This window comes from Pelomonas sp. SE-A7 (assembly GCF_030345705.1).
Classification (GTDB): Bacteria; Pseudomonadota; Gammaproteobacteria; order Burkholderiales; family Burkholderiaceae_C; genus JAUASW01.
Genome location: NZ_JAUASW010000001.1, coordinates 1,892,497 through 1,918,795, shown reverse-complemented (window position 1 = coordinate 1,918,795; position 26,299 = coordinate 1,892,497). Strand labels below are relative to the sequence as shown.

Below are 26,299 nucleotides of genomic sequence, written 5' to 3'. Positions count from 1 at the left end.
GCTTCAGGCCAGTGAGGGCGTGCCCTTGAACAGGCCGGTCGGATCCCAGCTCTGCTTGAGCTGCCGGAGCCGCGCGAGGTTGGCTCCGAAATAGGCCTCGGCCGGCTTGTCCAGCAAGCCGTCGAGGTAGTTCACGTAGGCGCCGCCGCTGCTCCAGCGCTGCATCGTCGAGCGCATGCCGTGAGTCCAGGCTGCGGCTTCGTCCAAGGTGCTGGACGAAGTGCCGGCCGCGTACTCGGCCAGGTATTGGGCGCTGAACAGGGCGCGGCGGTGCGCAAAGGCCGTGGCCTCCGGCGCCACGCGGCCGACGGCGCCGCCCATCAGATTGAGCAGCACCGTGCCCGTGCGCTGGCTGTCGCGGCGCTGCTGCAGCGCTTGCTGCAAGGCGGCGATGCCGTTGCCGTCCAGCGGCTGGTCGAAGAAGTCCGAGCTGGCCGCCATGGCCACGCGGCCGAGCACGCCGCTGGCGTTCTGGCTGGGCAGATGGCATTGGGCGCGGCTGATATTGAGGCAGGCCCCTAGCATCACCTCGCGATAGCTGCGCAGTTGCAGGCTCTTGTCGGCCGGTGCTCGGCCAATGCGGCTCAAGAGTCCTTCCCAATGCGCTTGCGCGAAGGCGGTGTCGCCGATCGCCAGTCCCCACAGGTAGACGCTGCCCTGGGCCGACAGCGCCAGCTGCGACCAGATGCGGTCGGGCAGGGTCTGAGGCCAGTCCTGCCAGGCGGCCAGCACGGCCGGCAGGTCGGCCAGCTGGAAGCTGGCGCCGAACTGGGTCAGCGGGCCCACGGCATGGGTCTGGAAAGTCAGCGAGCTGACCAGGCCGAACTGGCCGCCGCCACCGCCGCGCAGGGCCCAGAACAGGTCGGGTGACTCGGTCGCGCTGCACACGATCTGCCGGCCGTCGGCCGTGATCAGCCGGGCCGAGACCAGGGCGTCGCAGCTCAGGCCATAGGCCCGGTCCAGCACGCCCACGCCGCCGCCCAGGGTGATGCCGGCTATGCCCACGCTGACGCAGCTGCCCGAGGGGATGCAGCGGCCGGCCGAGATCAGGCTGTCGTAGACATCGGCCAGCTTGGCGCCGGCGCCCACGGTGACGCGCTCGCCGTCCAGCAGCACCGAATCCAGGGCACCGACGTCGATCATCAGGGCGCTGCCACTGCTGGCGCCCAGGTAGCTGTGGCCGCCGCTGCGGGCCGTGAACGACAGCTTCTGCTGGCTGGCGTAGGCGAGGGCGGTGGCGACGTCGGCCGTGCTGGCGCAGCGGGCAATGGCCTGGGGCTGCAGACTGTCGTAACGGGCATTGGCGGCGCGGGCCAGGCGCTCGAAGTCGGCCTGGCCGGGCTGCAGCAACTGGCCCTGCATCTGGCGCGCCAAGTCGTTCCAGGCCGAGGCGGGCGGCGTGGGCAAAGAAGAAGTGGGAGTGGCGGCCGTCGAGCCTCCACCCCCACCACAAGCGGTCAAGCCGCCAGCCAACAGCACCGCGCTTCCCGACCACGCGGCCCGGCCCCCCAGGGCCAGGAACTGTCGTCTGTCCATCGCTCCCTCTTCCACTCCAATCGACTACCAATGTAAGACCAATAAAAGTCCAATACCACCGGGTTGACCCGGGTGCGAGGGCAAGACGCAGGGGACAAGGCGGGACTTGGGCTGCTGAGACAATGGCCCGCATGAGCGCTTTCGACCTGCTGTTGCTGGGCCTGCTGGCCCTGGTTCTGGCCTTGCTGCTGACCGTCTGGCTGCGCCTGAAATCGCAGAGCCAGGCCTCGCCGCAGCTGACCCAGGCCCTGCAACAGAGCAACGAGCGCCTGGAGCGCGAGCTGCGCGACGAGCTGGGCCGCAGCGCCAGCTCGACCCGTCAGGAGCTGGTCCAGGGTCTGGCCCAGTTCCAGCAGGTGCTGAGCCAGGGCCTGCAGGGCACGAACCAGTCGCTGGCCAGCCAGGCGCTGGCCGCGCGCGAGGCCCAGGACGCCGCCGCCCAGCGCAGCGCCCAGGCCCTGACCGAGGCCATGCAGCGCCTGGCCGAGGCGATGCGCGAGCAGCTCAAGGCCATGTCCAGCAGCAACGAGCAGCGCCTGGCCGAGGTACGCCAGACGGTGGAGGCCCGCCTCACCAGCATCCAGCAGGACAACGAGAAGAAGCTGGAGCAGATGCGCGCCACGGTGGACGAGAAGCTGCACGCCACGCTGGAGCAGCGCCTGGGCGAGAGCTTCAAGCAGGTGGCCGAGCGGCTGGAGCAGGTCCACAAGGGCCTGGGCGAGATGCAGGGCCTGGCCCGCGACGTCGGTTCGCTGAACCGGGTGCTGACCAATGTGAAGACCCGCGGCATCTTCGGCGAGGTGCAGCTGGCCGGCCTGCTGGAGCAGGTGTTCACGCCCGAGCAGTACGCCGCCAACGTGGCCACGGTGCCGGGCAGCAACGAAAGGGTGGAGTTCGCCATCAAGCTGCCGGGCCAGCGCGACGACGGCCAGCCGCTGTGGCTGCCCATCGATGCCAAGTTCCCGCGCGAGGACTACGAGCGCCTGCTTGAAGCGCACGAGCAGGCCGACGTCGCCGGTGTCGAGGCCGCGGCCAAGGCGATTGAAGCCCGGCTCAAGCTGGAAGCGCGGTCCATCCGCGTCAAGTACGTGGCGCCGCCCCACACCACCGATTTCGGCATCCTCTTCCTGCCCACCGAAGGCCTCTACGCCGAGGCGCTGCGCCGGCCCGGCCTGGTCGAAGGCCTGCAGCGCGAGCACAAGGTGATGCTGGTCGGCCCGACCACGCTGCTGGCCACGCTGTCCAGCCTGCAGATGGGCTTTCGCACGCTGGCGCTGGAGAAGCGCTCGGCCGAGGTCTGGGAGGTGCTGGGCGCGGTCAAGACCGAGTTCGGCAAGTTCGGCGAGGTACTGGCCAAGACCAAGAAGAAGCTGGACGAGGCCAGCAGCAGCATCGAGCTGGCCGAGACCCGCACCCGCCAGATGAGCCGCAAGCTCAAGACGGTCGAGGCGCTACCGGACGATGCGAGCCAGAAACTGCTGAGGCTGGATCAAGCCGGCGCTGACGACGAAGGCGAAGCCTGAGTCCATGCAAGACGCCCCGCCCCGCGACCTGCGCCGCGCCTTTCCCGCCGTCATCGCCACACTGATCGCCGTCCATGCCTGCATGGCGGTGACCCGGGTCGCGTCCAGCCTCTGGGTGCTCAAGCAGGGCTATGGCGAATGGACCGTGGGTCTGCTCCTCAGCCTGTTCGCGGTGGCGCCCATCCTGCTGTCGCTGTGGGCCGGCCGCCAGGCGGATCGGCACGGCTTCCACAGGCCGGTCGGCATAGGCGTGCTGTTGGCCACGGCCGGGGCCACGGTTGCGCTGATCTGGCAGTCGGTCTGGGCCATGGGCCTGTCCTGCCTGGCCAGCGGTGGCGCCATTGCCGTGGCGGCCGTGGCCATCCAGCGCGAGGCCGGGCTGATGGCCGACGAGCCTTCCGAGCTGAAGAAGGTATTCAGCTGGGTGGCGCTGGGGCCGGCGCTGTCCAACGCCATCGCGCCAGTGGCCGCCGGCCTGCTGATCGACCATGTGGGCTTTCGCGCCGCCTTCGCCCTGGCCGTGCTGCTGCCCGGCCTGGCCTGGCTGCTGGCGCAGAAGGTGCCGCGCCATCCGCCCAAGCCGCCCGCGGCCGGCGCCAAGAGCCGGCCGGCCTGGGATCTGTTGAAGCAGCCGGCGATCCGCAAGCTGCTGCTGGTCAATATCGCGCTGTCGGCCTCCTGGGATTCGCACAGCTTCGTCGTGCCGGTGGTCGGCCATGCTCGCGAGCTTTCGGCCTCCAGCATCGGCCTGGTGCTGGGCAGCTTCGCCGTGGCGGCCTCGGTGGTGCGCCTGGCCATCGTGCGCTGGGCCGTGCACCTGAACGAACTCAAGGCCCTGCGCAGCGCCATGCTGCTGGCCATGAGCATGCTGGCGGCCTATGCCTGGCTGCCGGGCACGCTGGGCTTGATGGCCGGCTCGGCCCTGCTGGGCGTGGCTCTGGGTTCGGTCCAGCCCATGGTGCTGTCCATGCTGCACCAGGTCACGCCGCCCGAGCGCCACGGCCAGGCGCTGGGCCTGCGCATGCTGACGGTCAACAGCGCCACCGTGGCCATGCCGCTGGGCTTCGGCCTGCTGGCCAGCGCCAGCTTTGCGGCGGCGCCCATGTGGCTGATGGCCAGCCTGCTGCTGCTGGCGCAGTGGCCGGCCAGCTCGCTCAAGAACGGATAGGGCGGCGCCCGGCGCGGGCGCAAAATGCACTCCCTTTGCAGTGGGCCGGGAGGGCCGCCAGATGAACGCGCACAGCCACAGGTTTTTCCGTCTGAGTCTCTTGAGCGCAGCCCTGGTCTGCGCCGCTGCCCAGGCCACGCCGCCGGTCAAGATGGACAAGGGCGGCAAGCCGCCGGTGGCGGCCAAGGCGGCCGCCAAGGCCGAGAAGCCCCAGTTCGTGCGCGAGCTGGGCGGCATCCGCGAATACCGGCTGGCCAACGGCCTGCAGATCCTGCTCTTCCCCGACCAGGCGCAGAGCACGACCACGGTCAACATCACCTACCGGGTCGGCAGCCGTCATGAGTCGCAGGGCGAATACGGCATGGCCCATCTGCTGGAGCACCTGGTCTTCAAGGGCACGCCCAAGACTCCCAAGCCCGACCAGGCGTTCAAGGACCGGGCCATGAGGACCAATGGCACGACCACGGTGGACCGCACCAACTACTTCGCCTCCTTCAACGCCAACGAGCAGACGCTGGACTGGGCCCTGGGCTTCGAGGCCGACCGCATGGTCAACAGCTTCATCGCCAAGGCCGACCTGGACTCCGAGATGACCGTGGTCCGCAACGAGTACGAGAACGGCGAGAACGACCCGATGGGCGTGCTGAGCCGGCGGGTGATGGCGGTGGCCAACGACTGGCATCCCTACGGCCACTCGACCATAGGCCCCAAGAGCGATATCGAGAACGTGCCCATCGAGCGGCTGCAGGGTTTCTACAAGCGCTACTACCGGCCCGACAACGCCACGCTGCTGGTGGCCGGCCGCTTCGAGGTGGACAAGGTGCTGGCGTCCATAGTGCGCGCCTTTGGTCCGCTGGTCCGTCCGGCCGCGCAACTGGTCGAGCCCTACACGGCCGAGCCGCCACAGGACGGCGAGCGCAGCGTGGTGGTGCGCCGCGTCGGTGGCCAGCCGATGCTGATGGCTTCCTACCACGTGCCCTCGATCGCCCATCCGGACAGCGCGCCGCTGCTGGTGCTGAGCCTCTTGATGTCCATGCAGCCCAGTGGCCATCTGTACAAGGAGCTGGTCGAGACCAAGCTGGCCGTCGGCGCCGGCCTGGGCGGCCTGGGCGGCGCTGCACCGGGCAGCACCCAGGCCATGGCGGCGCTGGCACCGGGCGCCGACGCCGCCGAGGTCGAGCGCAAGCTGTTGGACCTGGTGGAAGGCCGGAGCGGCAAGCCTTTCGAGCAGTCGGAACTGGAGCGGGTGCGCGAAATCGCGGTGGTGAGCTATCGCCAGCAGATGAAGCATCCCGAGGCCCTGATCCAGCAGATCTCCTCGCTGCTGGGCGCCGGCGACTGGCGGCTGCTGTTCCAGCTGGTCGAGGACATTCCCAAGGTCAGCCTGGAAGACGTGGAGCGGGTGCGTCAGGCCTATTTCAAGCCGGCCAACCGGACCCTGGGCCGCTACCTGCCGGCCACCGAGGTGGAGCGCGTGGCCATCCCGCCGGCACCGCCGCTGGCCGAACGCCTGAGCAAGCTTCAGGGCCCGCCCAAGGTGGAGGAGGGCGAACGCTTCGACCCCACGGTGCAGAACCTGCAGGCCCGCACCAAGGTCTCCAGGCTGCCATCGGGCCTCGTGCTCTCGCAACTGGCCAAGCAGACCCGCGGCAACCAGGTCCAGCTGCAGATGAAGCTGCGCTGGGGCGAGCCGCGGGCGACCACGGCGGCCCTGGGCACCGGCATGATCGACGAGCTGATGGACGAGGGCAGCGCCAGCTGGGACAAGCAGAAACTGCGCGACGAGCTGGTCAAGCTCAAGGCCGGCCTCGACATCCGCGGCGGCAACCAGGGCGCCACGGTCAGCATCAGCGCCGAGAAGGACACCTTGCTCGCCGTGCTGAAGATCGCGGCCGACGTCCTGCAGAAGCCGCTGCTGCCGCCTGATGCCTTCGACCGCATCAAGAAGCAGGGCCTGGCCCAGATGGAGGCCTCGCGCCAGGAGCTGGAGCTGCTGCGCTCCGAAGCCACGCGAGCGCATGCCAACCAGGCCCGCGGCGCGGTCAAGGGCGATCCTGACTACCTGGCCAGCCTGGACGAGCAGATCGACGAGCTCAAGCGCACGCAGCTCGCCGACGTGCAGCGCTTCTGGACCGAGTACTGGTCGGCCGACGATGCCCGCATAGCCGTGGTCGGCGCGATCCCGGCCGGTCTGGAGGCGGCGCTGGAGCAGGCCTTTGGTGGCTGGAAGAAGCCGCAGGCGCCGCGCTACGTGCGCCATGTCAGCAAGGCGGTGGCGCTGCCGCCGGCCCGCTTCGACGTGCAGGCCAAGGACAAGACCAGCGCGATCTTCCGCATGACCCAGCGCTTCGAGCTGTCCGGCCAGGACGCCGACTACCTGCCCATGCTGGTGGCGGTGCAGGTTTTCGGCGCAGGCGGCCTGGACAGCCGGCTGAGCGACCGGGTGCGGCAGAAGGAAGGCCTCACCTATGGCATCGGTGCGAGCCTGCAGGCGCCTTATTTCGGTCGGGACGGCGGGCTGGGCATTGGCGGAACCTTCGCGCCGCAGAACCGCGAGCGCATCCTGGCCGTGGTGCAGGAGGAACTGGTGCGCATGAGCCGCGACGGCATCACCGAGCTGGAGTTGACCCGCGCCCGCAAGGACCTGCTGGAAAGCTGGCGCCAGGCCCGCGCCGGCGAGGCCAGCCTGGCGACCTCGCTGAACTGGTTCGCCGAGATTGCCAAGGACTGGCTGGGCTATGACGGTGCCCTGGAAGCCCAGCTGCAGAAGCTGAGCGTGGCCCAGGTCAACGCGGCCTGGCGCCGCCTGGTCAAGGCCGATGCTTTCGTGACGAGCACGGCAGGGGATTTCGCCGCGAAGTGAATTGACCCGGAGATCTTCTGAGTCGCGTCGGAGCGGACCGCTATAGTCCGGCCCCGACAAGAAGAGCGGTGACTGCGCATGAGCGGCCAGACTCAGGAGGAATCATGCAAGGAAAGTTCAAGAAGGCAACGGCCCTGTCGCTGGCCGGTGTGCTGGCCGGCCTGCTTGCTGCTTGTGGCGGCGGGGGCGGTGGTGGTGGTGGCAGCAGCGGCAGCACGGTCGTCGTGACTCCGCCGGCCATCCTCACCCAGCCCGCCTCGGCCGAAGCCCAGCGCTGCGAGGCCGTGATGTTCAGCGTGGCAGCCTCGGGCACCGGGCCGCTGAGCTTCCAGTGGCAGCGCAACGACCAGGACATCCCCGGCGCCAACAAGGCCACGCTGCAGGTCAATGCCCAGGCCGCGGACGATCAGGCCCGCTACAGCGTCATCGTCAGCAACAGCGGCGGCCAGACCAGGTCCACGGCGGCCACGCTCAAGGTCAATCCGGTCGATGAGAGCAAGCTGTCCATCGCCTCGGTCGAGCTGGCCCAGGTGATGCTGGTCGATGCCAAGGACCCGACGCTGGAACTGGTCCAGGGCCGCGAGGTGCTGGTCAAGGTCAATGCCCGTGCGCCTGTGCCCATGCACTGCAAGCCCAGCGGCACGCTGCGCATCGAAGACCTGTCCGGCCAGCCGGTGCGCGAGATCGCGCTGAATGCGCCGCTGCTGCCCATCCCTTCGAGCACGCCGGCCCAGGCGAGCACGCTCGACAGCTACAGCGCCAGCGTGCCGGCCGAGCTGGTCAAGCCGGGCCTTCGCCTAGTGGTGTCGCTGCCGGGCCAGAGCGCGCCGCAGAAGATCGCGCCGGCCGTCTCGCCCAGCCCGGCCATCACCCTGGTCGTGATTCCCTTGCAGATTGCCGACACGGTGGCCCAGATCCCGGCCGGCATTCCCGACTACATCACGGCCCGTTCGCCGATCCAGTCGCTCAAGCTCGAGACCCGCGCCGTGATGCGCTCGCAGTCGCTGACGGCCCAGCCCACGGTCAAGGAAGACTGGGTCGATGGCCTGTCCAAGCTGCTGACCGAGATCAACCAGCTGCGCAGCCTGGAGGGCAACCCTGCGCGGACCCACTACTACGGCTTCGTGCGCCAGACGGTGATTGGCAGCAATGTGGGTCTGGGCTACCGGCCTGGTGGCGCGGCCGTGGGCTACGACCGGCCCGAGTATCCCGAGTACGCCCGCGAGACCCTGCAGCATGAGCTGGGCCACAACTTCTCCCTGCAGCACGCGCCCTGCGGCGAGCCGGCCAATCCGGACACCAAGTTTCCCTATGCCGATGCCCGCATGGGCGCCGGCAGCCGCATGGTCTGGGGCTACAACGGCGTCAGCAAGACCTTCGTCGATCCCAACGACGCCAACAACCACGACCTGATGAGCTACTGCTCGGGCGACTGGTTCTCGGACTACAACTACGGCAAGGTGCTGGCGCGGCTGCGCACCGCGCTGCCCAGCACGCTGCCGGCGGTGGCGGGCGCGCAGATCGCCGCTGCCGTGGAGTCGCAAACCGAACCGCTGCTGCTGATCAGCGGCGAGATCGGCCCGCGCGGCCTGAGCCTGTCGGCACCGCGAGCCTTCAGCGGGCAGGCCGAACGGCCCGAGTCCGGCCCCTTCGTGCTGACGCTCAAGCTGGCCAGCGGCGAGTTGCGCCAATGGGCTTTCGATGCCCAGCCGCTCGAGCATGCGCCGCAGCTGCGCCACTTCCACTTCAGCATTGCGCATCCGGGCCGCATCGAATCGCTGAGCATCGCGCGCGATGGCCAGCAACTGCTGCGTCAAGCCGTGGTCGCAACCGAGCCGCGCAGCGCGCAGCAGGCAACGGCGACCCAGCTGCAGGCCCAGCTGAGCGGCGCTCGCCTGAGCCTGCAGTGGGATGGCCAGCGCTGGCCGCAGCTCAGCCTGGTCAAGCTGATGGCAGACGGCAAGCGGCGCTTGCTGTCTGCCTCGTTGAGCGGCGGCAAGGCCGAGGTCGAGATCGGTGCCGGCGAAGCCCTGGGCTACGAGATCGGCCTGGTCGACGGCCTCAACAGCCAGCTCCTTTGGCTGGATGCTGCCGGCCGGCCCCAGACCGGCTCACCGGCGGCCGCTCAGAGCCGTGGTGCAGCCTGGCTGGCCCTGTAGGCCTCCAGCACCGCGCGGTACTGCTCTTCGCTCAGGAGCTCCTTGAGCTTCTGGTGGAAGCGGCGCAGGTCGCCATAGGCGGCGGCCTGGTCGGCCAGCGATTCCTGCTCCAGGCGCAGATCGCGATCGATGTCGGTCACGGCCGAAACCGGCGGCCGGGCAAAACCCATCACCCTTGCGCGGCGTCGCTCGTTCAGGTCGGCCAGGTCCCGCAGATCGCGCATCAGCGCGGCCCAGGCCTCGACCTGGTTGGCCTGCAGCGCCAGCGTGGCTTCCAGCTGGCCCAGCTTCTCGTGCCAGAGCTTCAAGGGCTCGGGGGCGCGCGGCTGTTCGGCCTGGCCGGCGGGCTTGTCAGCCGGCGCACGGCGTTCGCCACCCTCACGGTTGCCGCCCCGGCCTCCCATGCCGCCCTTGCCTCCGCCCCCCATGCCGCCACCGGGCGGGAACTGGGCCAAGGCCAGGGTGGGGACGAGCAAGGCGATCAGCAGCAGCGGGCGGACAGGCTTCATGGGGGAACGGAATTCCTGGAGAGGGGAGGCCCAGTGTCCCGGGACTTTGCCTCGCGGCTGTGGGCTGATGGTCAAGAAATGTGAAGCGGCGCGGACGGTCCATGTAAAGCCGCGGTAACAAAGCTGCACGCTGCTTCACTGAAATGGACCGTGGCGCAACCTTGCCACATGGCCACGATACAGCTGCTGCGGACACTGGCCGCTTCCCCTTTGCCGCCTGCTTCCCACCGTGCCACAAGCTCCCGCGGCCCTGCGCCGCTGGCTCACGCCCGTCTTGCTGTTCACGCTGATCGCCCTGGTCAGCGGCACGGCCTTCATGCGCAAGTACCTGGGCCCGGTGACGCCGGACCAGCTGCTCTTCCATCTGCAATACGGCGGCCTGGACTATGCCGACCCGCGCATGATCTCGCGCGCGTTGCGCTACCTGGCTGGCACCTTGCTGCTCACCTGGATGGCCACCGCAGCCCTGCGCCGCATCTCTCTGCGCCTGCAGCGGGCAATGTGGCTGCTGTTGCTGGGCACTGCGGCCGTCTCGGTGGGTGCGACCGTGGACGACCCCTGCGACGGCGAGGCCCGCGACACCATTGCCGAGGCGTACGTCGATCCGTCGGAGCAGCGCTTTACACAGCAGGGGCAGGCCCCCGACCTGCTGATCGTCTTCATCGAATCGCTGGACGAGCGCTATGCCGAGCCGGTCGGCCGCAAGCCTGCGGCCCTGCATGAGCTGGTCGATTGGCGCCAGCAGGGGCGCCGCCTCGGCGACATGCGCACCCTGGGCGGCTCCAGCTGGACCGTGGGCGGCCTGTTCAGCTCACTGTGCGGCGTGCCGCTGCAGCCGGTGGGCCTGATGAGCCGCCATGCGCTCGAATATTCCACCCGCTTCTTCGACGGTGGCAGCTGCCTGACCGATGTGCTGGCCCGTCAGGGCTGGGAGCTGAGCTTCTACGGCGGTGCCTCGCTGAAATTTGCCGGCAAGGGCCTGTTCATGGCCAAGCACCAGGTCGGGCGCCGCTTCGGCAAGGAGCAGTGGGAGCAGCAGGGCGTGGCCGTGCCGGACCAGGGCTGGGGCCTGCTGGACGCGGCGCTGACCGAGCAGGCCTGGCATGACATGCAAAGGCCGCGCGACGGCGATCGTCCGCGTGCTTCGCTGCTGCTGACGGTCAACACCCATGGCCCCTCGGGCACGGCCGATCCGGGCTGCGGCCAATCGGAGGATGGCGAGCTGTCGGTCGACGAGCAGATGGCCCGGGCCCTGGCCTGCACCGACCACGTGGTGGCCCAGCTGGCGCGCCGCTTCGCCGCGCAGGCCGACGGCCGGCCCAAGCTGGTCTGGATCATGGGCGACCATGTGGGCCCGACGCCGCTGCTGTTCGAGGGCAGTGACGAGCAGTGGCGCCACCGCACGCTGTTCCACACGATGGCGCGCTTCGATGGCCAGGGCCGGTCCTCTGCCTTGCCGGCCGGAGGTTCGCGCGTCTTCAGCCATCTGGATGTGCTGCCGACCTTGGTCGAAGCCCTGGGCCTGAGCTGGCAGCCGAGCAGCCACCGGCTCGGTCTGGGTGTTTCGCTGCTTGCGTCGGAGGCGCCACCGACGCTGCTGGAGCAGCAGGGCTACGAGCGCACGAATGCGCGGCTGTCCTGCCCTTCGCCGCTGTTCCACCGCCTCTGGGTGGACCGGGCTCAGGCCTTGACCGGCGAGCGCACCAGCAGCACCGGCACCGGCGCCTGACGCAGGATCAGCTCGGCATCGCTACCGAGCAAGGCCCGGCCTATGCCGCGCCGGCCGTGCGTGCCAAGCACGATCAGCTGAGCGTCGTTCTTGGAGGCCGCCTCCACGACGGCGTCGCAGACCCGCTGTGCAAAGCCTTCGACCATCTGGGTCTCGACCGGCAGGCCCGCCGCCTCGACCTGGGCCCGCGCCTTGGCCAGGATCTGCTTGCCGCCCTCGTGCAGCAGGTCGAACACCTCAGGCGTGATCCCGAGGCCGGCATTCGGATGGCTGCTGAACGACAGCATGTCCACGACATGCAGCAGCAGCAGGCGCGAGCTGCAGAGCCTGCCCAGGCGTATCGCCTCGGCCAGGCCGAGTTCGGACGTCGCACTGCCGTCGACCGGCACCAGGATCTTGCTGTACATGGCGCACTCCCGTCTGGATGGATGCGCCATGCTCGCGCCAAGGCTGTCAGTGGCGCTTGATCCGCATCAAGCTTCAGCGCGTGGGCCGGGCCTCGTAAACCAGGCGGCCGCCGACCCAGGTCTGCAGCACCTGGGTCTTGAGCAGGGCCGTGGGAGAGGAGCCCAGCGGGTCGTGGTCCACCAGGATGAAGTCGGCGCGCGCGCCCGGCGTCAACGTGCCGATCTCGCCTTCGCGGTGGGCGGCGAAGGCGGCGCCGCGGGTGAAGCAGTCCAGCGCCTGCAGCTGGTTCAGGGCCTGCTGGCCGTACCAGCCGCCGGGCGGCTTGCCTTCCTGGTCCTGGCGGGTGATGGCCGCGTAGAGGCCGGCCCAGGGGCTGGGCTCCTCGACCGGGAAGTCCGATCCGCAGGCCAGGCGCGCGCCGCTCTTGAGCAGGCGCTGCCAGGCATAGGCACCCTGGATGCGCTGCGGGCCGACGCGGTCCTCGGCCATGTTCATGTCCGAGGTTGCGTGCGTAGGCTGGACCGAGGCGATCAGCTGGGCCTTGGCCAGGCGCGGGATGTCGTTCACGGCAATCACCTGGGCATGCTCGATGCGGTGGCGAAGCTGCGTGCTCTTGCTGCCCAGTTCGCGCTGCAGGGTCTCGAAGCCCTGGATGACCTGGCGGTTGGCCGCATCGCCTATGGCATGGACATTGACTTGCAGGCCCGCCTTGGCAGCGGCGCGCATCTGGGCGAGCAGCTGGCTGTCGTTCTGGAACAGCAGGCCCTGGGTCTGGGGCGCATCGCTGTAGGGGGCGAGCAGGGCGGCACCGCGGCTGCCCAGGGCACCGTCGGCGAACAGCTTGACGGCGCGCAGGCTGTAGAGCCCGTCGGCGTCGCCCTTGTAGGGGCCGGCCTGGCGCATGCGCTCGAACAGCCTGGCATCGCTGCCGCGGCCCATGCCGTCGATGCGTATCTTCAGCTTGCCGCTGGCCGCGTACTCGCGCAGCAGCTGGTCGACCTCGTCGGCCACGCCAGCGTCCTGCACGGCGGTCAGGCCCAGGCTCAGAAGCTCGTCCTGGGCGGCGTCGAGGGCGGCCCGCAACTCATCGGTAGAAGGCGCCGGAATATGGCGGCCCATCAGGCCCATGGCGGCATCGACCAGCACGCCGGTCGGCTCGCCGCGCTCGTCGCGCTCGATCTTGCCGCCCCGCGGGTCGGGCGTGTCGCGGGTGATGCCGGCGATCTGCAGGGCGCGGCTGTTGGCCCAGCCGGCGTGGCCGTCCACACGTTCCAGCCAGACCGGGCGTTGGCTCTCGGCAGCATCCAGCTCGGCGGCGGTGGGGAAGCGGCCCAGCTTCCAGACCGCCTGGTTCCAGCCACCGCCCAGCAGCCAGGTGGCTTGCGGCCGGGCCGCGGCATAGGCCTTGACCGCAGCCAGCGCGGCGCCCAGGTCGGCCGTATCGCGCAATTGCAGGCTGCGGCGTGCGAGGCCCAGGTCCATCACATGGCCATGGGCGTCGATCAGGCCCGGCATCAAGACCTGACCCTTGGCATCGATGCGGCGTGCGCCGGCGGCCTTGGCTTCCAGGGCCGCCAGCTTGCCGGTGGCCAGAACCCGGCCCTGGGTGTCTATGGCGAGCGCCTCGAAGCGCTGGACCCGGCCCTGGGCATCCAGGGTCAGGCCGCGGGCGTTGTGGATCAGCAGCGGCTCGGCGGCCTGAGCGGCGAGAGCGGCGACCAGAGGTAGCAGGGAAAGCAGGAGGTTCTTGCGCATCGGCCGAGTATCGGGGCCCGTCCCCCATCCGGGCGTCGGGCCCTTCCCCAGGGCCGGCCGGGCTCCTACGATGCGCTCACCGCGCGCCGGGGCGCCGCGCTAGCATCGAATCCACCGCGGAGGCAGCAGATGAAGAAGACCTGGATGCTCTTGGGACTCTTGTCGGCGACGTTGGCGGTGCAGGCCGCCCCGGTCTGCGAGGTGATGGCCGTGCTGGGCGAAGCCCAGGTCAATGGCAAGGCGCTGAAGGTCGGCGCGCAGCTGGAGGTCGGTGTCGAGGTGCAGACCAGCGCCAAGGGGCGCGTGAGACTGCGCTTCGTCGATGGCTCGACCCTGGTCGTCAGCGACGGCAGCCGCTTGCGCATCGAGCGCTTCGAAGCGGCCGCGGGCGACAAGCCGCGCGAAGTCTCGCTGCGCCTGGAGCTGGGCCTGATAGGCCAGAAGGTGGCGCCCGGCGGCGGCTGGGAGGTGCGCACACCCACGGCCGTGACGGCGGTGCGCGGCACCGAATTCATGGTCGAGGTGGGCGGCGACGAGACCACGGCCGTCCATGTGCAGACCGGCCAGGTGGCGGTGCAGTCGAGCCGGCGAACCCGCAGTGCGACGCCCAGGCCCGCGGTGTTGCTGGATCGCCAGAGCGACGGCACGCAATGCTCCAACCTGGGTTGCGAGGAATCCAAGCGCTGGGGCGAGGCCCGGGTCAAGAGCATGCAGGACCGGCTGGGCGGGTTCTGAGCCATGAAGCCGCTGCGCCTGGCCTACCTGGGAGTCGCGCTGCTGGCGGCGCTGCTGGCCTTGTGGGGCTGGTCGCAGAGCTCGCGCATTGGGCTGCTGGACCGGCTGGACCGGCTCAGCCTGGACCTGCAGATGCAGTGGCGTGGACCGCTCAAGCCCTCGGCGCCGCTGCTGATCGTCACCGTGGACGAGTCCACCGCGCTGCGCGGCGGAACGCTGGACCGCCAGGCACTGGCAAGCGGGCTGGACCGGCTGCGCGGCTCGCGCGTGGTGGCCATGGACCTGCTCTTGCTGGAGCCAGGCGAGCCCGCCGGCGATGCCGCGTTGGCTGCTGCGATTGCCCGCTCAGGCAAGGTGCTGCTGCCGATCGCCCTGGCCGAGGATGCCGGGCTGGATGGCGGCGACAACCACGCCGTGCTGAACAGTGCCTGGCCCCGCGTCAGTGGCGAACTGCGCGATTCAGCCGTGCTGTTGCGGCCCCGCCGCCTGCTCGCGCCCTTGCCGCAGTTTGCCGATCTGGCCCTGGGCCTGGGTCACGTCACGGCGCTGCGGGGTAGCGATGGCGCACTGCGCTTTGACCTGCCGGCTCTGGCCTTCAAAGGCGAGGTCTATCCGACGCTGGCCCTGCGCATTGCGGCCCAGGCCGCCGGCGAGGACTGGCGTCAGGCGCGCCTGCAGCAGGGCCGTGAAGCGCAGGTGGGCCAGTTGCGCGTGCCGCTGGACGACCAGTCGCGCCAATGGCTGAACTACTACGGCGCGGCCGGGCGTTTCGAGCAGATGTCACTGTCGCAACTGCTGGCGGGCGGCCAGGAGACGCGGGTCAAGGACCGCATCGTCATCATCGGCACCACGGCCATTGGCAGCGGCGATGCCTTTCCCACCCCCTTCGATGCCGGCCTGCCGGGGGTCGAGCGACTGGCCACGGCGGTGGACAACATCCTGGGCGAGCGCGTGCTGCGCCGTCCCGAATGGGCCGAGCGGGTCGAGTTGCTGCTGATGCTCGGCTGGCCCTTGCTGGTGGTGGGGCTGATCGGCTGGCTGCCGCCAAGAGTGGGCCTGCCGCTGGTGCTGCTGGTGACGCTGCTGTTGGCCCTGGGTCTGCAGAGCCGGTTCGAGACCGCACAGGAATTCATCGCCCCGGCCTTCCCGGCCCTGGCCGCCGGCCTGGCCCTGCTGGGCGCACTGACGCTGCGCGCCACTGCCGAGCACCAGCGGCGCCAGGCGGCGCTCAAGGCGCTGCGTGAGAGCGAGCAGCGCTATGCGCTGGCCGCCGAAGGCGCGAATGACGGCCTGTGGGATTGGGACATCGACGCCGGCAGCGTGCATTTCTCGCCGCGCTGGCTGAACCTGATGGGCCTGGACGCCGGCGAGGCGCGCGACATCCAGGCCTGGACCCGACCGCTTTCGCCGTCGGCGCAGGCTGAATTCCAGCGCGCACTGGACGAACACCTGCAGGGGCGCACGCGCCAGCTGCATCACCTGCTGGAGTTCGAGCAGGGCGGCCAGCACCGCTGGCTGCTGGCTCGCGGCATGGCCACGCGGGACGATGGCCGTGCGGTGCGCATGGCGGGTTCGCTGACCGATGTGTCGGAGCTGCACCGGCTGCAGCAGCAGCTCAGCCACGACGCGCTGCATGACCGGCTGACCGGCCTGCCCAATCGCACGCTGTTCACGGTTCAGCTGGAGGCCCTGATGGCCGAAGGCGATGCCAGCCTGCTGTTGCTGGGCCTGGACGAATTCCGCGCCTTCAACGAGGCCAATGGCCTGTCGGCCGGTGATGCGGTGCTGGTGGAGACGGCTCAGCGCCTGAAGCTGAGGGATGGCCAGAGCCTGACCTTGGCCCGGCTGGGCTCGGATGAGTTCGCCATCGCCTTCCGCGGGCGACTCGGCCAGGACCATGGCCTGGTCGCGTGGAGTCTGGCAAGACTGGATCTGCCGTTTGCGCTCGCCGAGGGCGGCATGCAGAAGCTCAGCGCCTGCGTGGGCTGGGCCCAGGCGGCCGAGGGCCCGGCCATGGCCGAGGAGCTGATAGGTGCGGCCGAGTCGGCGCTGGCCCGGGCCAAGGAGCAGGGGCCGGGCAGCCGCCACTACTACGACCCGGCCGAGCAACTGGTCGAGCGTTCGCGCCGCTGGCTGCGCGAGCAGATCGACCTGGCCCTGGCCGGTGGCGGGCAGTTCAAGCTGTTCTACCAGCCCTTCATCCGGCTCGACGACCGCCAGCTGCTGGGTTTCGAGGCGCTGATCCGTTGGCAGCATCCGCAGCGCGGCATGATGATGCCGGGCGACTTCATCCCGGTGGCCGAGGCCAGCGGCCAGATCGCCGCCATAGGCCGCTGGACCCTGTTCGAGGCGGCCGCGCAATTGCGGCGCTGGCAGGCGCTGGGTTTTGCCGGCGAGGTGGCGGTCAACGTGTCCGGGGTTCAGCTTGAACGCGACCAGGAGCTGCTCGCCGATGCCCGCGCCGTGCTGCAGGCACTGGGCGACGTGCCGCCGCGGCAGCTCAAGCTGGAGGTCACCGAGAGCATGGCCATGGCCAATCCGCAGCGTTCGGCCGAGGTCTTGCGCGAGCTGGCCGGCCTGGGCTTCAAGATTTCCATCGACGACTTCGGCACCGGCTATTCATCGCTGGCCTACCTGCACCGCTTCCCCTTCGACACGCTGAAGATAGACCGCAGCTTCGTGATGCGGCTGGAGGCCGGCCGCGAGGCGATAGAGATCGTCCGCACCATCGTCGGCCTGGCCAAGGCGCTGGACAAGCAGACCCTGGCCGAGGGCGTCGAGGACGAAGCCCAGGCCAGGCAGCTGGCCGAGCTGGGCGTGCAGGTGGGGCAGGGCTGGCTGTTCGCCAAGGCCCTGCCGGAAGCCGAGGCAAGCCGCTGGATCGAGGAACGCGGCGGCGCCGGGGCCTGATCAGCCCATGCCCTGGTGGCGCAGCAGGGCGTCGATGCTGGGCTCGCGGCCGCGGAAGGCCTTGAAGTTCTCCAAGGCTTCGCGCGAGCCGCCCATCTCCAGGATGTTTTGCAGGTAGCGCTTGCCGGTGGCCGGATTGAACACGCCCTCGTCCTCGAAGGCGCTCCAGGCGTCGGCGCTCAGCACCTCGGCCCATTTGTAGCTGTAGTAGCCGGCCGAATAGCCGCCCGCGAAGATGTGCGAGAAGCTGTGCTGGAAGCGGTTGAACTCGGGCGGGCGTATCACCGAGACCTCGGCGCGCACCTCGTCGAGGATGGCTTGCACCTGCTTCTCCGTTCCCGGCTCGGCGTGCAGTCGCATGTCGAACAGCGAGAACTCGATCTGGCGCAAGGTCTGCAGGCCGCTCTGGAAGTTCTTGGCCGCGATCATCTTGTCGAACAGCGCGCGGGGCAGGGCTTCGCCGCTGTCCACATGGCCGGTCAGCTGCTGCAGCACTTCCCATTCCCAGCAGAAGTTCTCCATGAACTGGCTGGGCAGCTCCACCGCATCCCATTCGACACCGGAGATGCCCGAGACGCCCAGCTCGTCCACCTGGGTCAGCAGGTGGTGCAGGCCATGGCCGAATTCGTGGAACAGCGTGGTGACGTCGTCGTGCGTGAGCAGGGCCGGCTTGTCGCCAACCGGCGAAGGGAAGTTGCAGACCAGCTGCGCCACCGGCAGCTGCTGAACCCCCTCAGGGCGGGCCCAGCGGCTGCGCACCTCGTCCATCCAGGCGCCGGGCCGCTTGCCGGTGCGCGCGTACAGATCGAGGTAGAACTGGCCGACCGATTGCCCCTTGCGCTCCAGGCGATAGAAGTGCACGGACTCGTGCCAGACCTCGGCCTCGGCCTCGACGATCTTCACGTCGAACAGCCGCTCGATGATCTGGAACAGGCCGGCCAGCACCCGCGGCACGGTGAAGTACTGCCTGACCTCCTGGTCACTGAAGGCGTAGCGGGCTTCCTTCAGCTTCTCGGACACATAGGCGTTGTCCCAGACCTGCGGATCGGTGAGGCCCAGTTCCTTGGCGGCGAACTCGTGCAGCTCGGCCAGGTCCTTCTCGGCGTAGGGTCGGGCGCGGCGGGCCAGGTCGCGCAGGAAGTCCAGCACCTGCTGCGGCGAGTCGGCCATCTTTGCCACGACCGAGACGTCGGCGAAAGTCGGGTAGCCCAGCAGCTGCGCCTCTTCCTGGCGCAGCATCAGCAGTTCCTGCATCAGCGGACCGTTGTCCAGCGCCGGATTCGCGCCCAGCTCGCTGGCCCGGGTCGAATAGGCGCGGTAGATCAGCTCGCGAAGCTGGCGGCTGTCGGCGTACTGCATCACCGGCAGGTAGCAGGGCGCATGCAAGGTCAGCTTGTGGCCAGGCTTGCCTTCGGCCTCTGCGGCGGCGCGGGTCGCCTCGAGCACGTCGGCCGGCAGTCCTTTCAGCTCCTCGCTGCTTGCGTAGTGGGCGAAGCCGTCGGTCGCGTCCATCACATGCTCGGAGAACTTCTGGCCCAGCTCGGCACTGCGTTCCTGGATGGCAGCGAAGCGCTCGCGGGCTTCGCCCTGCAGCTCGGCGCCGGACAGCACGAAGTCGCGTATCCAGAGCTTGAGCGCCTGGCGGCGGGCCGGGCTCAGACGCCCGGCATTCGTGTTGATCGCCTTGTACTTGGCGAACAGCTTCTCGTCGGCGCCCAGCTCGGTATAGAACTCGGTCACCGCCGGCAGCATGGCGTTGTAGGCCTCGCGCAGCTCCGGCGTGTTGGCCACTGCATTCAGGTGGCCGACAGCGCCCCAGGCGCTCGACAGCCGCTCGGTCGCAACGCTCAGCACGCGAGCCAGCGTGTCGTAGTCGGCCGGCGTCTCGTCCGAGGTGGCCGTGGCCAGCGCTGCCTTGGCGTCGGCCAGCAGCTGGGCTATGGCAGGCTGGATATGGTCGGGCCGGATCTGGGCGAAATGCGGCAGGGCGGCGGTCGAGAGCAGCGGGTTCATGGCGGTCATCCGGTCAACGTTCCGCCGACTCTAGGGTGTTGACCAGCAGCATGGTGATGGTCATGGGTCCGACCCCACCGGGGACCGGGGTGATCCAGCCGGCCACTTCCTTCACGCCGTCGAAATCGACGTCGCCGCAGAGCTTGCCTTCGTCGTTGCGGTTCATGCCCACGTCGATGACCACGGCGCCGGGCTTGACCATGTCGGCGGTCAGCACATTGCGCTTGCCGACTGCGGCCACCACGATGTCGGCCTGGCGGGTCATGGCGCCCAGGTCGGCCGTGCCGCTGTGGCAGACGGTGACCGTGGCATTGGCCTGCAAAAGCATCATGGCCATGGGCTTGCCGACGATGTTGGAGCGGCCGATCACGACCGCATGCTTTCCCTTCAGGTCCTTCATGCCGATGCTCTCCAGCATCTTCATGCAGCCGTAGGGCGTGCAGGCCTTGAAGCCCTTTTCGCCGACCATCAGCGCACCGGCGCTCTCGATCGCGAAGCCGTCCACGTCCTTGGCCGGCGAGATCGCCTCGATGACCTTGTGGTCGTCGATGTGCTTGGGCAGCGGCAGCTGGACCAGGATGCCGTGGATGCTCGGGTCCTTGTTCAGCGCGTCGATGCGGGCCAGCAGCTGGTCTTCGCTCATCGTGGCCTCGTACTTCTCGAGCACCGAGTGCAGGCCGGCGTCTTCGCAGGCCTTGACCTTGTTGCGCACATAGACCTGGCTGGCCGGGTTGTCGCCGACCAGGACCACGGCCAGGCCGGGCTTGCGGCCCTGGGCGGTGAGGGCGGCGGCACGCTGGGCGACCTCCGCACGGACTTGCTTCGACAAGGCGTTGCCGTCGATCAGTTGTGCCGTCATTTGGAACTCCTCAATGCAAGAGGCCGCTGTCTCGCAGCGGCCTCGTGGGGGTGTGGTGTGGGGATCAGGCCTTGGCCGTCGCGCCGAGGGCGATCTTGAGCAGGTCGGCCACGGTGTTGGCGTTGAGCTTCTCCATGATGTTGGCGCGGTGCGCCTCCACCGTCTTGATCGAGATGCCCAGGTCGTCGGCGATCTGCTTGTTCAGGCGGCCGGCGACGATGCGCTCCAGCACCTGGGCCTCACGCGTGGTCAGGCGGCTCAGCAGGGCGTCGCGGCTGGCGGCTTCCTGATGGCTGGAGAAGGCGTCACGGGCCTGGTCGAGCATGCGCTCCACCAGGGCCAGCAGCTCGTCTTCCTTGAAGGGCTTCTCGATGAAGTCCATCGCGCCCTTCTTCATGGTCTGCACCGCCATCGGCACGTCGCCGTGGCCGGTGATGAAGACCACCGGCAGCGGGCTCTTGCGCTCCAGCAGGCGGTCTTGCAGCTCGAGGCCGCTCATGCCTTCCATGCGGATGTCGGCGATCAGGCAGGCGACTTCGCGCGGGTCGTAGCGGCTCAGGAAGGACTCGGCCGAGTCGAAGCACTTGACGCGGTAGTCCTTGCCCTCCAGCAGCCATTGCAGCGAATCGCGCACGGCTTCATCGTCGTCGACTACGTAGACATTACCCTTCTTGGGAATCAAGCTCATGGTGTTGCAGCAGTGTTCAATGCAGTGCCCGAGGGCTCGGGGCGGGGGATGTCTACCGGGATGGTGAAGGCGAACCGGCACCCCACAATAGCCGCGCCATTGTATAGATTCTCAGCACGGATCCGGCCCTGGTGGGACTCGACGATAGACCGGCATAACCCTAGGCCTATGCCCATGCCATCGGCCTTGGTCGAGAAGAAGGCCTCGTACATGCGCTCTATGACCTCGTCCGGCAGGCCCGGGCCCATGTCGGTCACCGAGAACTCCACATGCCCCCCGAGTTCAGGGGTGTGCTTGGGAACCACACGCAGCTCGATGTGGCGGCGCGAAACCGGCAGGCTGGCGTTGTCTATGGCCTCGGCGGCGTTCTTCAGCAGGTTCATCAGCACCTGCTCGATCAGGATGGGATCGACCAGCAGCTGAGGCAAGCGTTGTGCGACATACGTATGGATCGCCACATTGCGCCGGCGTAGCTCGATGCCGGCCAGCTCGACCGCGTCCTCGACGATCTCGGGCGCGCTGGACAGCTGGCGCTGCGGCTCGCTGCGCTTCACGAAGTTGCGGATGCGGTGAATGATCTGGCCGGCCCGCTGGGCCTGCTTGGCGGTCTTCTCCAGCGCGGTCAGCAGGTCTTCCTTGCGGATGTTGTCGTCGCGCACCCGCGAGACCATGCCGTTGCAGTAGTTGGTGATGGCGGTCAGCGGCTGGTTCAGCTCATGGGCCACGCTGGAAGCCATCTCGCCCATGGTCATCAATCGGCTGGTCACCTGCGACTTGGCGGCGGCCAGGGCCTGCTGCTCCTCGGCATGGCGGCGCGAGGTGATGTCGGTGGCGATCAGCATCTGGGCCAGGCGGCCGTCGGTCCACTGCAGGTAGCGGGCGCGCACGTCGAACCACATCTGCAGCGACTCGACGAAGACCTCGCGCGGGTCGGAGCCGACCTCGGTCAGGTGGGCGGCGGGCAGGCCGGTGTATTCATCCACCGCGTTCCCGCTGTCGCTGGGCAACTGGCTGCCGGCCAGCATGGCGTGGCCGCTGGGGTCGGCGCCGAACCAGAGCCGGTAGCTGCGGTTGGCGAACAGCAGCTCGTTCTGCTGCACCGACAGCACCGACACCGCCGCGTCCAGGCCTTCCAGCACCGTGGTGAAGCGCTCGTGCGAAGCGCTGAGCTGGTCGCGCACCCGCTTGGCCTCGGTGATGTTGGTCATCGAGGTCATCCAGCCGGTCTGCTTGCCCTTGGGGTCGATCAGCGGCGAGACATACATGCGGGCGTCGAAGATGGTGCCGTCCTTGCGCATCACCTTGACCTCGGCGCCGCCGGCCGGGCTGCGGCCCTGAACTTCCTGTTGCAGCAAGCGGGCGTTCTCTTCGTAGCGGTCCGGCGGCCAGTAGGGGAAGGGCGGCTTGCGGCCGATCAGCTCGGCCTCGGAGAAGCCGGTCATGGCGCAGAAGGCCGGGTTCACATAGGAGATGCGCGACTCCATGTCCATGGCGCGCATGCCGGTCAGCATGGAGTTCTCCATGGCCCGGCGGAAATTGGTCTCGTTGATCAGGGCGCTCTGGATCTGCAGCCGGCGCCGCATGTGCTTCCAGGTGCCGAGCAGCATCCAGACGGTCAGCACCGACAGCGCCACCACCATCCAGAACAGCGTGTTGGAGATCAGGCCGATCGAGGTGCGGTAACCGGTGCCGCGCAGCACCAGGCCGTTCAGCGAGGGCATGGGCACCTCGTGGAAGATGGTCGCCTTCTGCGCACGCTGGCCCGGCATGGTCATCACCGTGCTGAACAGCAACTGGTCGCGCGAGTCGATCACCGAGATGCCGTGGCGGTTGCTGACCTCGCTGGGCACGTAGTAGCGCAGCAGCGAATCGACCGAGTACTCGGCCACCAGCACGCCGTGGAAGACGTTGCGGTCGAGCACCGGCACATGGAGCTGGAACACGGTGGTGCCGTTGGCGTCGCTGAAGGGCGCTGAGGAATGTTCCTTGCGCTTTTCCTTGACCACCTGGAAGGCCAGCTCGGCCGCATTGGGCTGGCCGCTGGGCAGCAGGGCCGGCAGCGAGGGATCGGGGCCGCTGTCGCTGGCCTGGCTGTCGGTCTGGAAGCCGGCGCCGCTGACGCTGGCCCGGCGTTCACGCCGGCCGTTCAGCCAGATGATCTGGGTGATCTCGGGCCGCTCGCGGGCAAAGCTGTTGGCCTGGCTGCGGAACTCGGCCGTGTCTATGCCGCGGTTGACGATGTCGCGGGCGATCTGGGTCAGCTGCTGCTGGTTCTCCGACAGGCGCAGCCGCAGCTGCTGCTGGGCAATCTCGGTGTCGCGCTTGACGCCCTCGGTCTCGCGTTCGATTTCCTCGTTTCTGAGGTACCAGAAGGCCGCAATGATGCAGGCCAGGAACAGCATCACCGAGATCAGAGGACCCAGCGTGGCAAAGCGGTCCTGGCGGGCGGGCGACTGGCGGCGCCACCAACCGGCGAGCTGGCGGCGCGCCGGGCTCAGCAAACGGGAAGCGGCAGATTTCACTTGCAAGGGCATGGCCGGGATTATCGGGGCGGGCATCGCCCCGACTCTTCGGTGCGAACGCCATGATTTCGTTATGTGAAATGGCGTCGCGCAATTTGGAAAACGAAAGAGTCTATGAGACACTCCGCCCGAACTTTTTCGAGAATGGCCTCTAAAGGCTCAGAACAGGAGACAAAGCCATGTCCGCGCAGCCCCAGTCCTTCCTAGGCGCAGCCGCCAACGACACCGACGCCCTCGAGACCAAGGAATGGCTGGACGCCCTGTCTGCCGTCATTGGCGAGGAAGGTGGCGAGCGCGCTCACTTTCTGCTGAACCAGCTGATCGACCATGCCCGGCAGTCCGGCATCGACGTGCCGTTCTCGGCCACCACGGCTTATGTGAACACCATCCCGGTGGAGCAGGAAGCCAAGTGCCCCGGCAATATCGAGATCGAAAAGCGCCTGCGCGCCTACATGCGCTGGAACGCCATGGCCATGGTCGTTCGCGCCAATCGCCTGAACCCCGCTGACGGCGGCGACCTGGGCGGCCACATCGGCTCCTTCGCCTCGCTGGCCTCGATGCTGGGCGCCGGCTTCAACCACTTCTGGCACGCCGAGAGCGCCGATGGTGGAAAGACGCACGGCGGTGACCTCCTCTACATCCAGGGCCACAGCTCGCCCGGCATCTATGCCCGCGCCTTCCTGGAAGGCCGCCTGAGCGAAGCCCAGCTGGACAGCTTCCGCCAGGAAGTGGACGGCAAGGGCCTGTCGAGCTACCCGCATCCAAAGCTGATGCCCGAGTTCTGGCAGTTCCCGACCGTCTCGATGGGCCTGGGCCCCTTGATGGCCATCTACCAGGCCCGCTTCCTGAAGTACCTGCATGCCCGTGGCATCGCCAACACCGAGAACCGCAAGGTCTGGGCCTTCATGGGCGACGGCGAGATGGACGAGCCGGAATCGCTGGGCGCCATCGGCCTGGCCGCACGCGAGGGCCTGGACAACCTGGTCTTCGTCATCAACTGCAATCTGCAGCGCCTGGACGGCCCGGTGCGCGGCAACGGCAAGATCATCCAGGAGCTGGAAGGCGAGTTCCGCGGCAGCGGCTGGAACGTCATCAAGCTGATCTGGGGCAAGGGCTGGGACGAGCTGCTGGCGCGCGACAAGAGCGGCAAGCTCAAGCAGCTGATGATGGAAACCGTGGACGGCGACTACCAGGCCATGAAGGCCAATGACGGCGCCTATGTCCGCAAGCATTTCTTCGGCAAGTACCCGGAGACCGCCAAGCTCGTGGAGCACATGAGCGACGAAGAGATCTTCGAGCTGCGCCGCGGTGGCCACCAGCCGGAGAAGGTCTTCGCCGCCTTCCACAAGGCGCACAACAACACCTCTGGCCAACCGACCCTGCTGCTCGTCAAGACCGTCAAGGGCTACGGCATGGGCAAGGCCGGTGAAGGCAAGAACACGGTCCACCAGACCAAGAAGCTGACCGACGAGGACATCAAGTACATCCGCGACCGCTTCGGCATTCCGATCACGGACAGCGAGCTGCCCAAGCTGCCGTACTACAAGCCGGCCGACGACACGCCCGAGATGCGCTACCTGCACGAGCGCCGTCAGGCCCTCGGTGGCTATCTACCGCAGCGTCGCGTCAAGGCCGACGAGAGCTTCACCGTGCCGCCGCTGGACACCTTCAAGGCCGTGCTCGAGCCCACCGCCGAAGGCCGTGAGATCTCGACCACGCAAGCCTATGTGCGCTTCCTGACGCAGCTGCTGCGCGACAAGGACCTCGGCCCGCGCGTCGTGCCCATCCTGGTGGACGAGGCCCGCACCTTCGGCATGGAAGGCCTGTTCCGCCAGATCGGCATCTACAACCCCAAGGGCCAGCTCTACACCCCGGTCGACAAGGACCAGGTGATGTACTACCGCGAGGACAAGGCCGGCCAGATCCTGCAGGAAGGCATCAACGAAGCGGGCGGCATGGCCTCGTGGATCGCCGCGGCGACGTCGTACTCGACGAACAACCGCGTGATGATTCCGTTCTATGTCTACTACTCGATGTTCGGCTTCCAGCGCATCGGCGACCTGGCCTGGGCGGCGGGCGACATGCAGGCGCGCGGCTTCCTGCTGGGCGGCACCTCGGGCCGCACCACGCTGAACGGCGAAGGCCTGCAGCACGAAGACGGCCACAGCCACATCCTGGCGGGCACGATCCCGAACTGCATCTCCTACGACCCGAGCTTCGCGCACGAAGTCGCCGTCATCATGCACAGCGGCCTGAAGCGCATGGTCGAGAACCAGGAGAACGTCTACTTCTACCTGACGCTCTTGAACGAGAACTACGCGATGCCGGGCCTGAAGCAGGGCACGGAAGAGCAGATCCTGAAGGGCATGTACCTGCTGGAAGAAGCTGCGCCGGCACAGGTGCAGGTCAACCTGCTCGGCTCCGGCACCATCCTGCGCGAAAGCCAGGCGGCCAAGGTTCTGCTGGAACAGGACTGGGGCATTGGCGCGAACGTGTGGAGCTGCCCGAGCTTCAACGAGCTGGCCCGCGACGGCCAGAACGCCGAGCGCTGGAATCTGCTGCACCCGACCGAACTGGCCTGCGTGCCTTTCGTGACGCAGCAGCTCAGCAAGACCAGCGGCCCGGTGATCGCCTCGACCGACTACATGAAGAATTACGCCGAGCAGATCCGCGCCTTCATCCCGGCCGGCCGTTCGTACAAGGTGCTGGGCACCGACGGTTACGGCCGTTCGGACTTCCGCTCCAAGCTGCGCGAGCACTTCGAAATCAACCGTCACTACATCGTCGTGGCGGCCCTGAAGTCGCTGGCCGACGAAGGCAAGCTGCCGGCTGCGAAGGTGGCCGAGGCGATCGTCAAGTACGGCATCAACGCCAACAAGATCAACCCCCTGTACGCCTGATCGCGCGGTTCACGGAGACAAG

At 68.3% G+C, this 26,299-nt stretch carries 16 protein-coding genes; 8 read left to right on the top strand and 8 right to left on the bottom strand.

Annotation, left to right across the window (positions count from 1 at the left end; genetic code table 11):
• Positions 1–3: 3 nt before the first annotated feature.
• Entirely contained in the window at positions 4–1,407 is a 1,404-nt protein-coding gene (locus QT382_RS08585) for an FAD-binding oxidoreductase (protein ID WP_289253619.1), read from the bottom strand.
• Between the two features lie 251 nt (positions 1,408–1,658).
• On the opposite strand from QT382_RS08585, the gene QT382_RS08580 reads away from it, so the two are divergent.
• From QT382_RS08580 to QT382_RS08565, 4 genes are all read left to right on the top strand, one after another.
• On the top strand, positions 1,659–3,059 hold the full coding sequence (locus QT382_RS08580) for a DNA recombination protein RmuC (protein WP_502929854.1): 1,401 nt from the start codon (positions 1,659–1,661) through the stop codon (positions 3,057–3,059).
• 4 nt (positions 3,060–3,063) lie between these two features.
• Positions 3,064–4,227 (top strand): MFS transporter, encoded by a 1,164-nt coding sequence (locus QT382_RS08575; protein ID WP_289253617.1) that lies wholly within the window; start codon positions 3,064–3,066, stop codon positions 4,225–4,227.
• Positions 4,228–4,288: 61 nt separating this feature from the next.
• On the top strand, positions 4,289–7,090 hold the full coding sequence (locus tag QT382_RS08570) for a M16 family metallopeptidase (RefSeq protein WP_289253616.1): 2,802 nt from the start codon (positions 4,289–4,291) through the stop codon (positions 7,088–7,090).
• A 104-nt stretch (positions 7,091–7,194) separates the two neighbouring features.
• On the top strand, positions 7,195–9,249 hold the full coding sequence (locus QT382_RS08565) for a M66 family metalloprotease (RefSeq protein WP_289253615.1): 2,055 nt from the start codon (positions 7,195–7,197) through the stop codon (positions 9,247–9,249).
• Here the strand turns inward: QT382_RS08565 and QT382_RS08560 are convergent.
• Positions 9,216–9,758, bottom strand: a complete 543-nt coding sequence (locus QT382_RS08560; RefSeq protein ID WP_289253614.1) for a hypothetical protein — start codon at positions 9,756–9,758, stop codon at positions 9,216–9,218. The two genes, QT382_RS08565 and QT382_RS08560, sit on opposite strands and share 34 nt — an antisense overlap.
• Positions 9,759–9,987: 229 nt before the next feature.
• Here QT382_RS08560 and QT382_RS08555 point away from each other — a divergent pair, with 229 nt between their 5' ends.
• Positions 9,988–11,487 carry a sulfatase-like hydrolase/transferase gene (locus tag QT382_RS08555; protein ID WP_289253613.1) on the top strand — a complete coding sequence of 500 codons (1,500 nt, stop codon included), beginning with the start codon at positions 9,988–9,990 and terminating at the stop codon, positions 11,485–11,487.
• Here the strand turns inward: QT382_RS08555 and QT382_RS08550 are convergent.
• Both QT382_RS08550 and QT382_RS08545 read right to left on the bottom strand, forming a co-directional pair.
• Positions 11,439–11,894 carry a universal stress protein gene (locus QT382_RS08550; protein ID WP_289253612.1) on the bottom strand — a complete coding sequence of 152 codons (456 nt, stop codon included), beginning with the start codon at positions 11,892–11,894 and terminating at the stop codon, positions 11,439–11,441. The genes QT382_RS08555 and QT382_RS08550 overlap by 49 nt on opposite strands.
• 73 nt (positions 11,895–11,967) lie before the next feature.
• Positions 11,968–13,650 carry an amidohydrolase gene (locus QT382_RS08545; protein ID WP_289253611.1) on the bottom strand — a complete coding sequence of 561 codons (1,683 nt, stop codon included), beginning with the start codon at positions 13,648–13,650 and terminating at the stop codon, positions 11,968–11,970.
• Between the two features lie 129 nt (positions 13,651–13,779).
• On the opposite strand from QT382_RS08545, the gene QT382_RS08540 reads away from it, so the two are divergent.
• Positions 13,780–14,385, top strand: coding sequence for a FecR family protein (locus QT382_RS08540; RefSeq protein ID WP_289253610.1), 606 nt, complete (start codon positions 13,780–13,782; stop codon positions 14,383–14,385).
• A 3-nt stretch (positions 14,386–14,388) separates the two neighbouring features.
• Positions 14,389–17,295: an EAL domain-containing protein gene (locus QT382_RS08535; RefSeq protein WP_289253609.1), complete on the top strand. Its 2,907-nt coding sequence runs from the start codon at positions 14,389–14,391 to the stop codon at positions 17,293–17,295.
• On the opposite strand, the gene QT382_RS08530 is transcribed toward QT382_RS08535, so the two are convergent.
• From QT382_RS08530 to QT382_RS08515, 4 genes are all read right to left on the bottom strand, one after another.
• The gene (locus QT382_RS08530; RefSeq protein ID WP_289253608.1) at positions 17,296–19,317 is read right to left on the bottom strand and encodes a M3 family metallopeptidase; all 2,022 of its coding nucleotides are present in this window, start codon (positions 19,315–19,317) and stop codon (positions 17,296–17,298) included.
• Positions 19,318–19,321: 4 nt separating this feature from the next.
• Positions 19,322–20,167 (bottom strand): bifunctional methylenetetrahydrofolate dehydrogenase/methenyltetrahydrofolate cyclohydrolase FolD, encoded by an 846-nt coding sequence (folD, locus tag QT382_RS08525; protein WP_289253607.1) that lies wholly within the window; start codon positions 20,165–20,167, stop codon positions 19,322–19,324.
• A 64-nt stretch (positions 20,168–20,231) separates the two neighbouring features.
• The gene (locus QT382_RS08520) at positions 20,232–20,855 is read right to left on the bottom strand and encodes a response regulator transcription factor (protein WP_289253606.1); all 624 of its coding nucleotides are present in this window, start codon (positions 20,853–20,855) and stop codon (positions 20,232–20,234) included.
• A complete protein-coding gene (locus QT382_RS08515) occupies positions 20,852–23,413 on the bottom strand; it encodes a PAS domain-containing sensor histidine kinase (RefSeq protein ID WP_289253605.1) in 2,562 nt (853 codons plus the stop codon). Before QT382_RS08515 ends, QT382_RS08520 begins: the two co-directional genes overlap by 4 nt.
• Before the next feature lie 143 nt (positions 23,414–23,556).
• On the opposite strand from QT382_RS08515, the gene aceE reads away from it, so the two are divergent.
• Positions 23,557–26,277 (top strand): pyruvate dehydrogenase (acetyl-transferring), homodimeric type, encoded by a 2,721-nt coding sequence (aceE, locus tag QT382_RS08510; protein ID WP_289253604.1) that lies wholly within the window; start codon positions 23,557–23,559, stop codon positions 26,275–26,277.
• Positions 26,278–26,299: the final 22 nt, after the last annotated feature.

Coding starts and splice junctions, on each gene's coding strand:
- QT382_RS08580 (WP_502929854.1), top strand. CDS start 1,659: ATGGCCCGCATGAGCGCTTTCGACCTGCTGTTGCTGGGCCTGCTGGCC.
- QT382_RS08575 (WP_289253617.1), top strand. CDS start 3,064: ATGCAAGACGCCCCGCCCCGCGACCTGCGCCGCGCCTTTCCCGCCGTC.
- QT382_RS08570 (WP_289253616.1), top strand. CDS start 4,289: ATGAACGCGCACAGCCACAGGTTTTTCCGTCTGAGTCTCTTGAGCGCA.
- QT382_RS08565 (WP_289253615.1), top strand. CDS start 7,195: ATGCAAGGAAAGTTCAAGAAGGCAACGGCCCTGTCGCTGGCCGGTGTG.
- QT382_RS08560 (WP_289253614.1), bottom strand. CDS start 9,758: ATGAAGCCTGTCCGCCCGCTGCTGCTGATCGCCTTGCTCGTCCCCACC.
- QT382_RS08550 (WP_289253612.1), bottom strand. CDS start 11,894: ATGTACAGCAAGATCCTGGTGCCGGTCGACGGCAGTGCGACGTCCGAA.
- QT382_RS08545 (WP_289253611.1), bottom strand. CDS start 13,650: ATGCGCAAGAACCTCCTGCTTTCCCTGCTACCTCTGGTCGCCGCTCTC.
- QT382_RS08540 (WP_289253610.1), top strand. CDS start 13,780: ATGAAGAAGACCTGGATGCTCTTGGGACTCTTGTCGGCGACGTTGGCG.
- QT382_RS08535 (WP_289253609.1), top strand. CDS start 14,389: ATGAAGCCGCTGCGCCTGGCCTACCTGGGAGTCGCGCTGCTGGCGGCG.
- QT382_RS08530 (WP_289253608.1), bottom strand. CDS start 19,317: ATGACCGCCATGAACCCGCTGCTCTCGACCGCCGCCCTGCCGCATTTC.
- folD (WP_289253607.1), bottom strand. CDS start 20,167: ATGACGGCACAACTGATCGACGGCAACGCCTTGTCGAAGCAAGTCCGT.
- QT382_RS08520 (WP_289253606.1), bottom strand. CDS start 20,855: ATGAGCTTGATTCCCAAGAAGGGTAATGTCTACGTAGTCGACGACGAT.
- QT382_RS08515 (WP_289253605.1), bottom strand. CDS start 23,413: ATGCCCGCCCCGATAATCCCGGCCATGCCCTTGCAAGTGAAATCTGCC.
- aceE (WP_289253604.1), top strand. CDS start 23,557: ATGTCCGCGCAGCCCCAGTCCTTCCTAGGCGCAGCCGCCAACGACACC.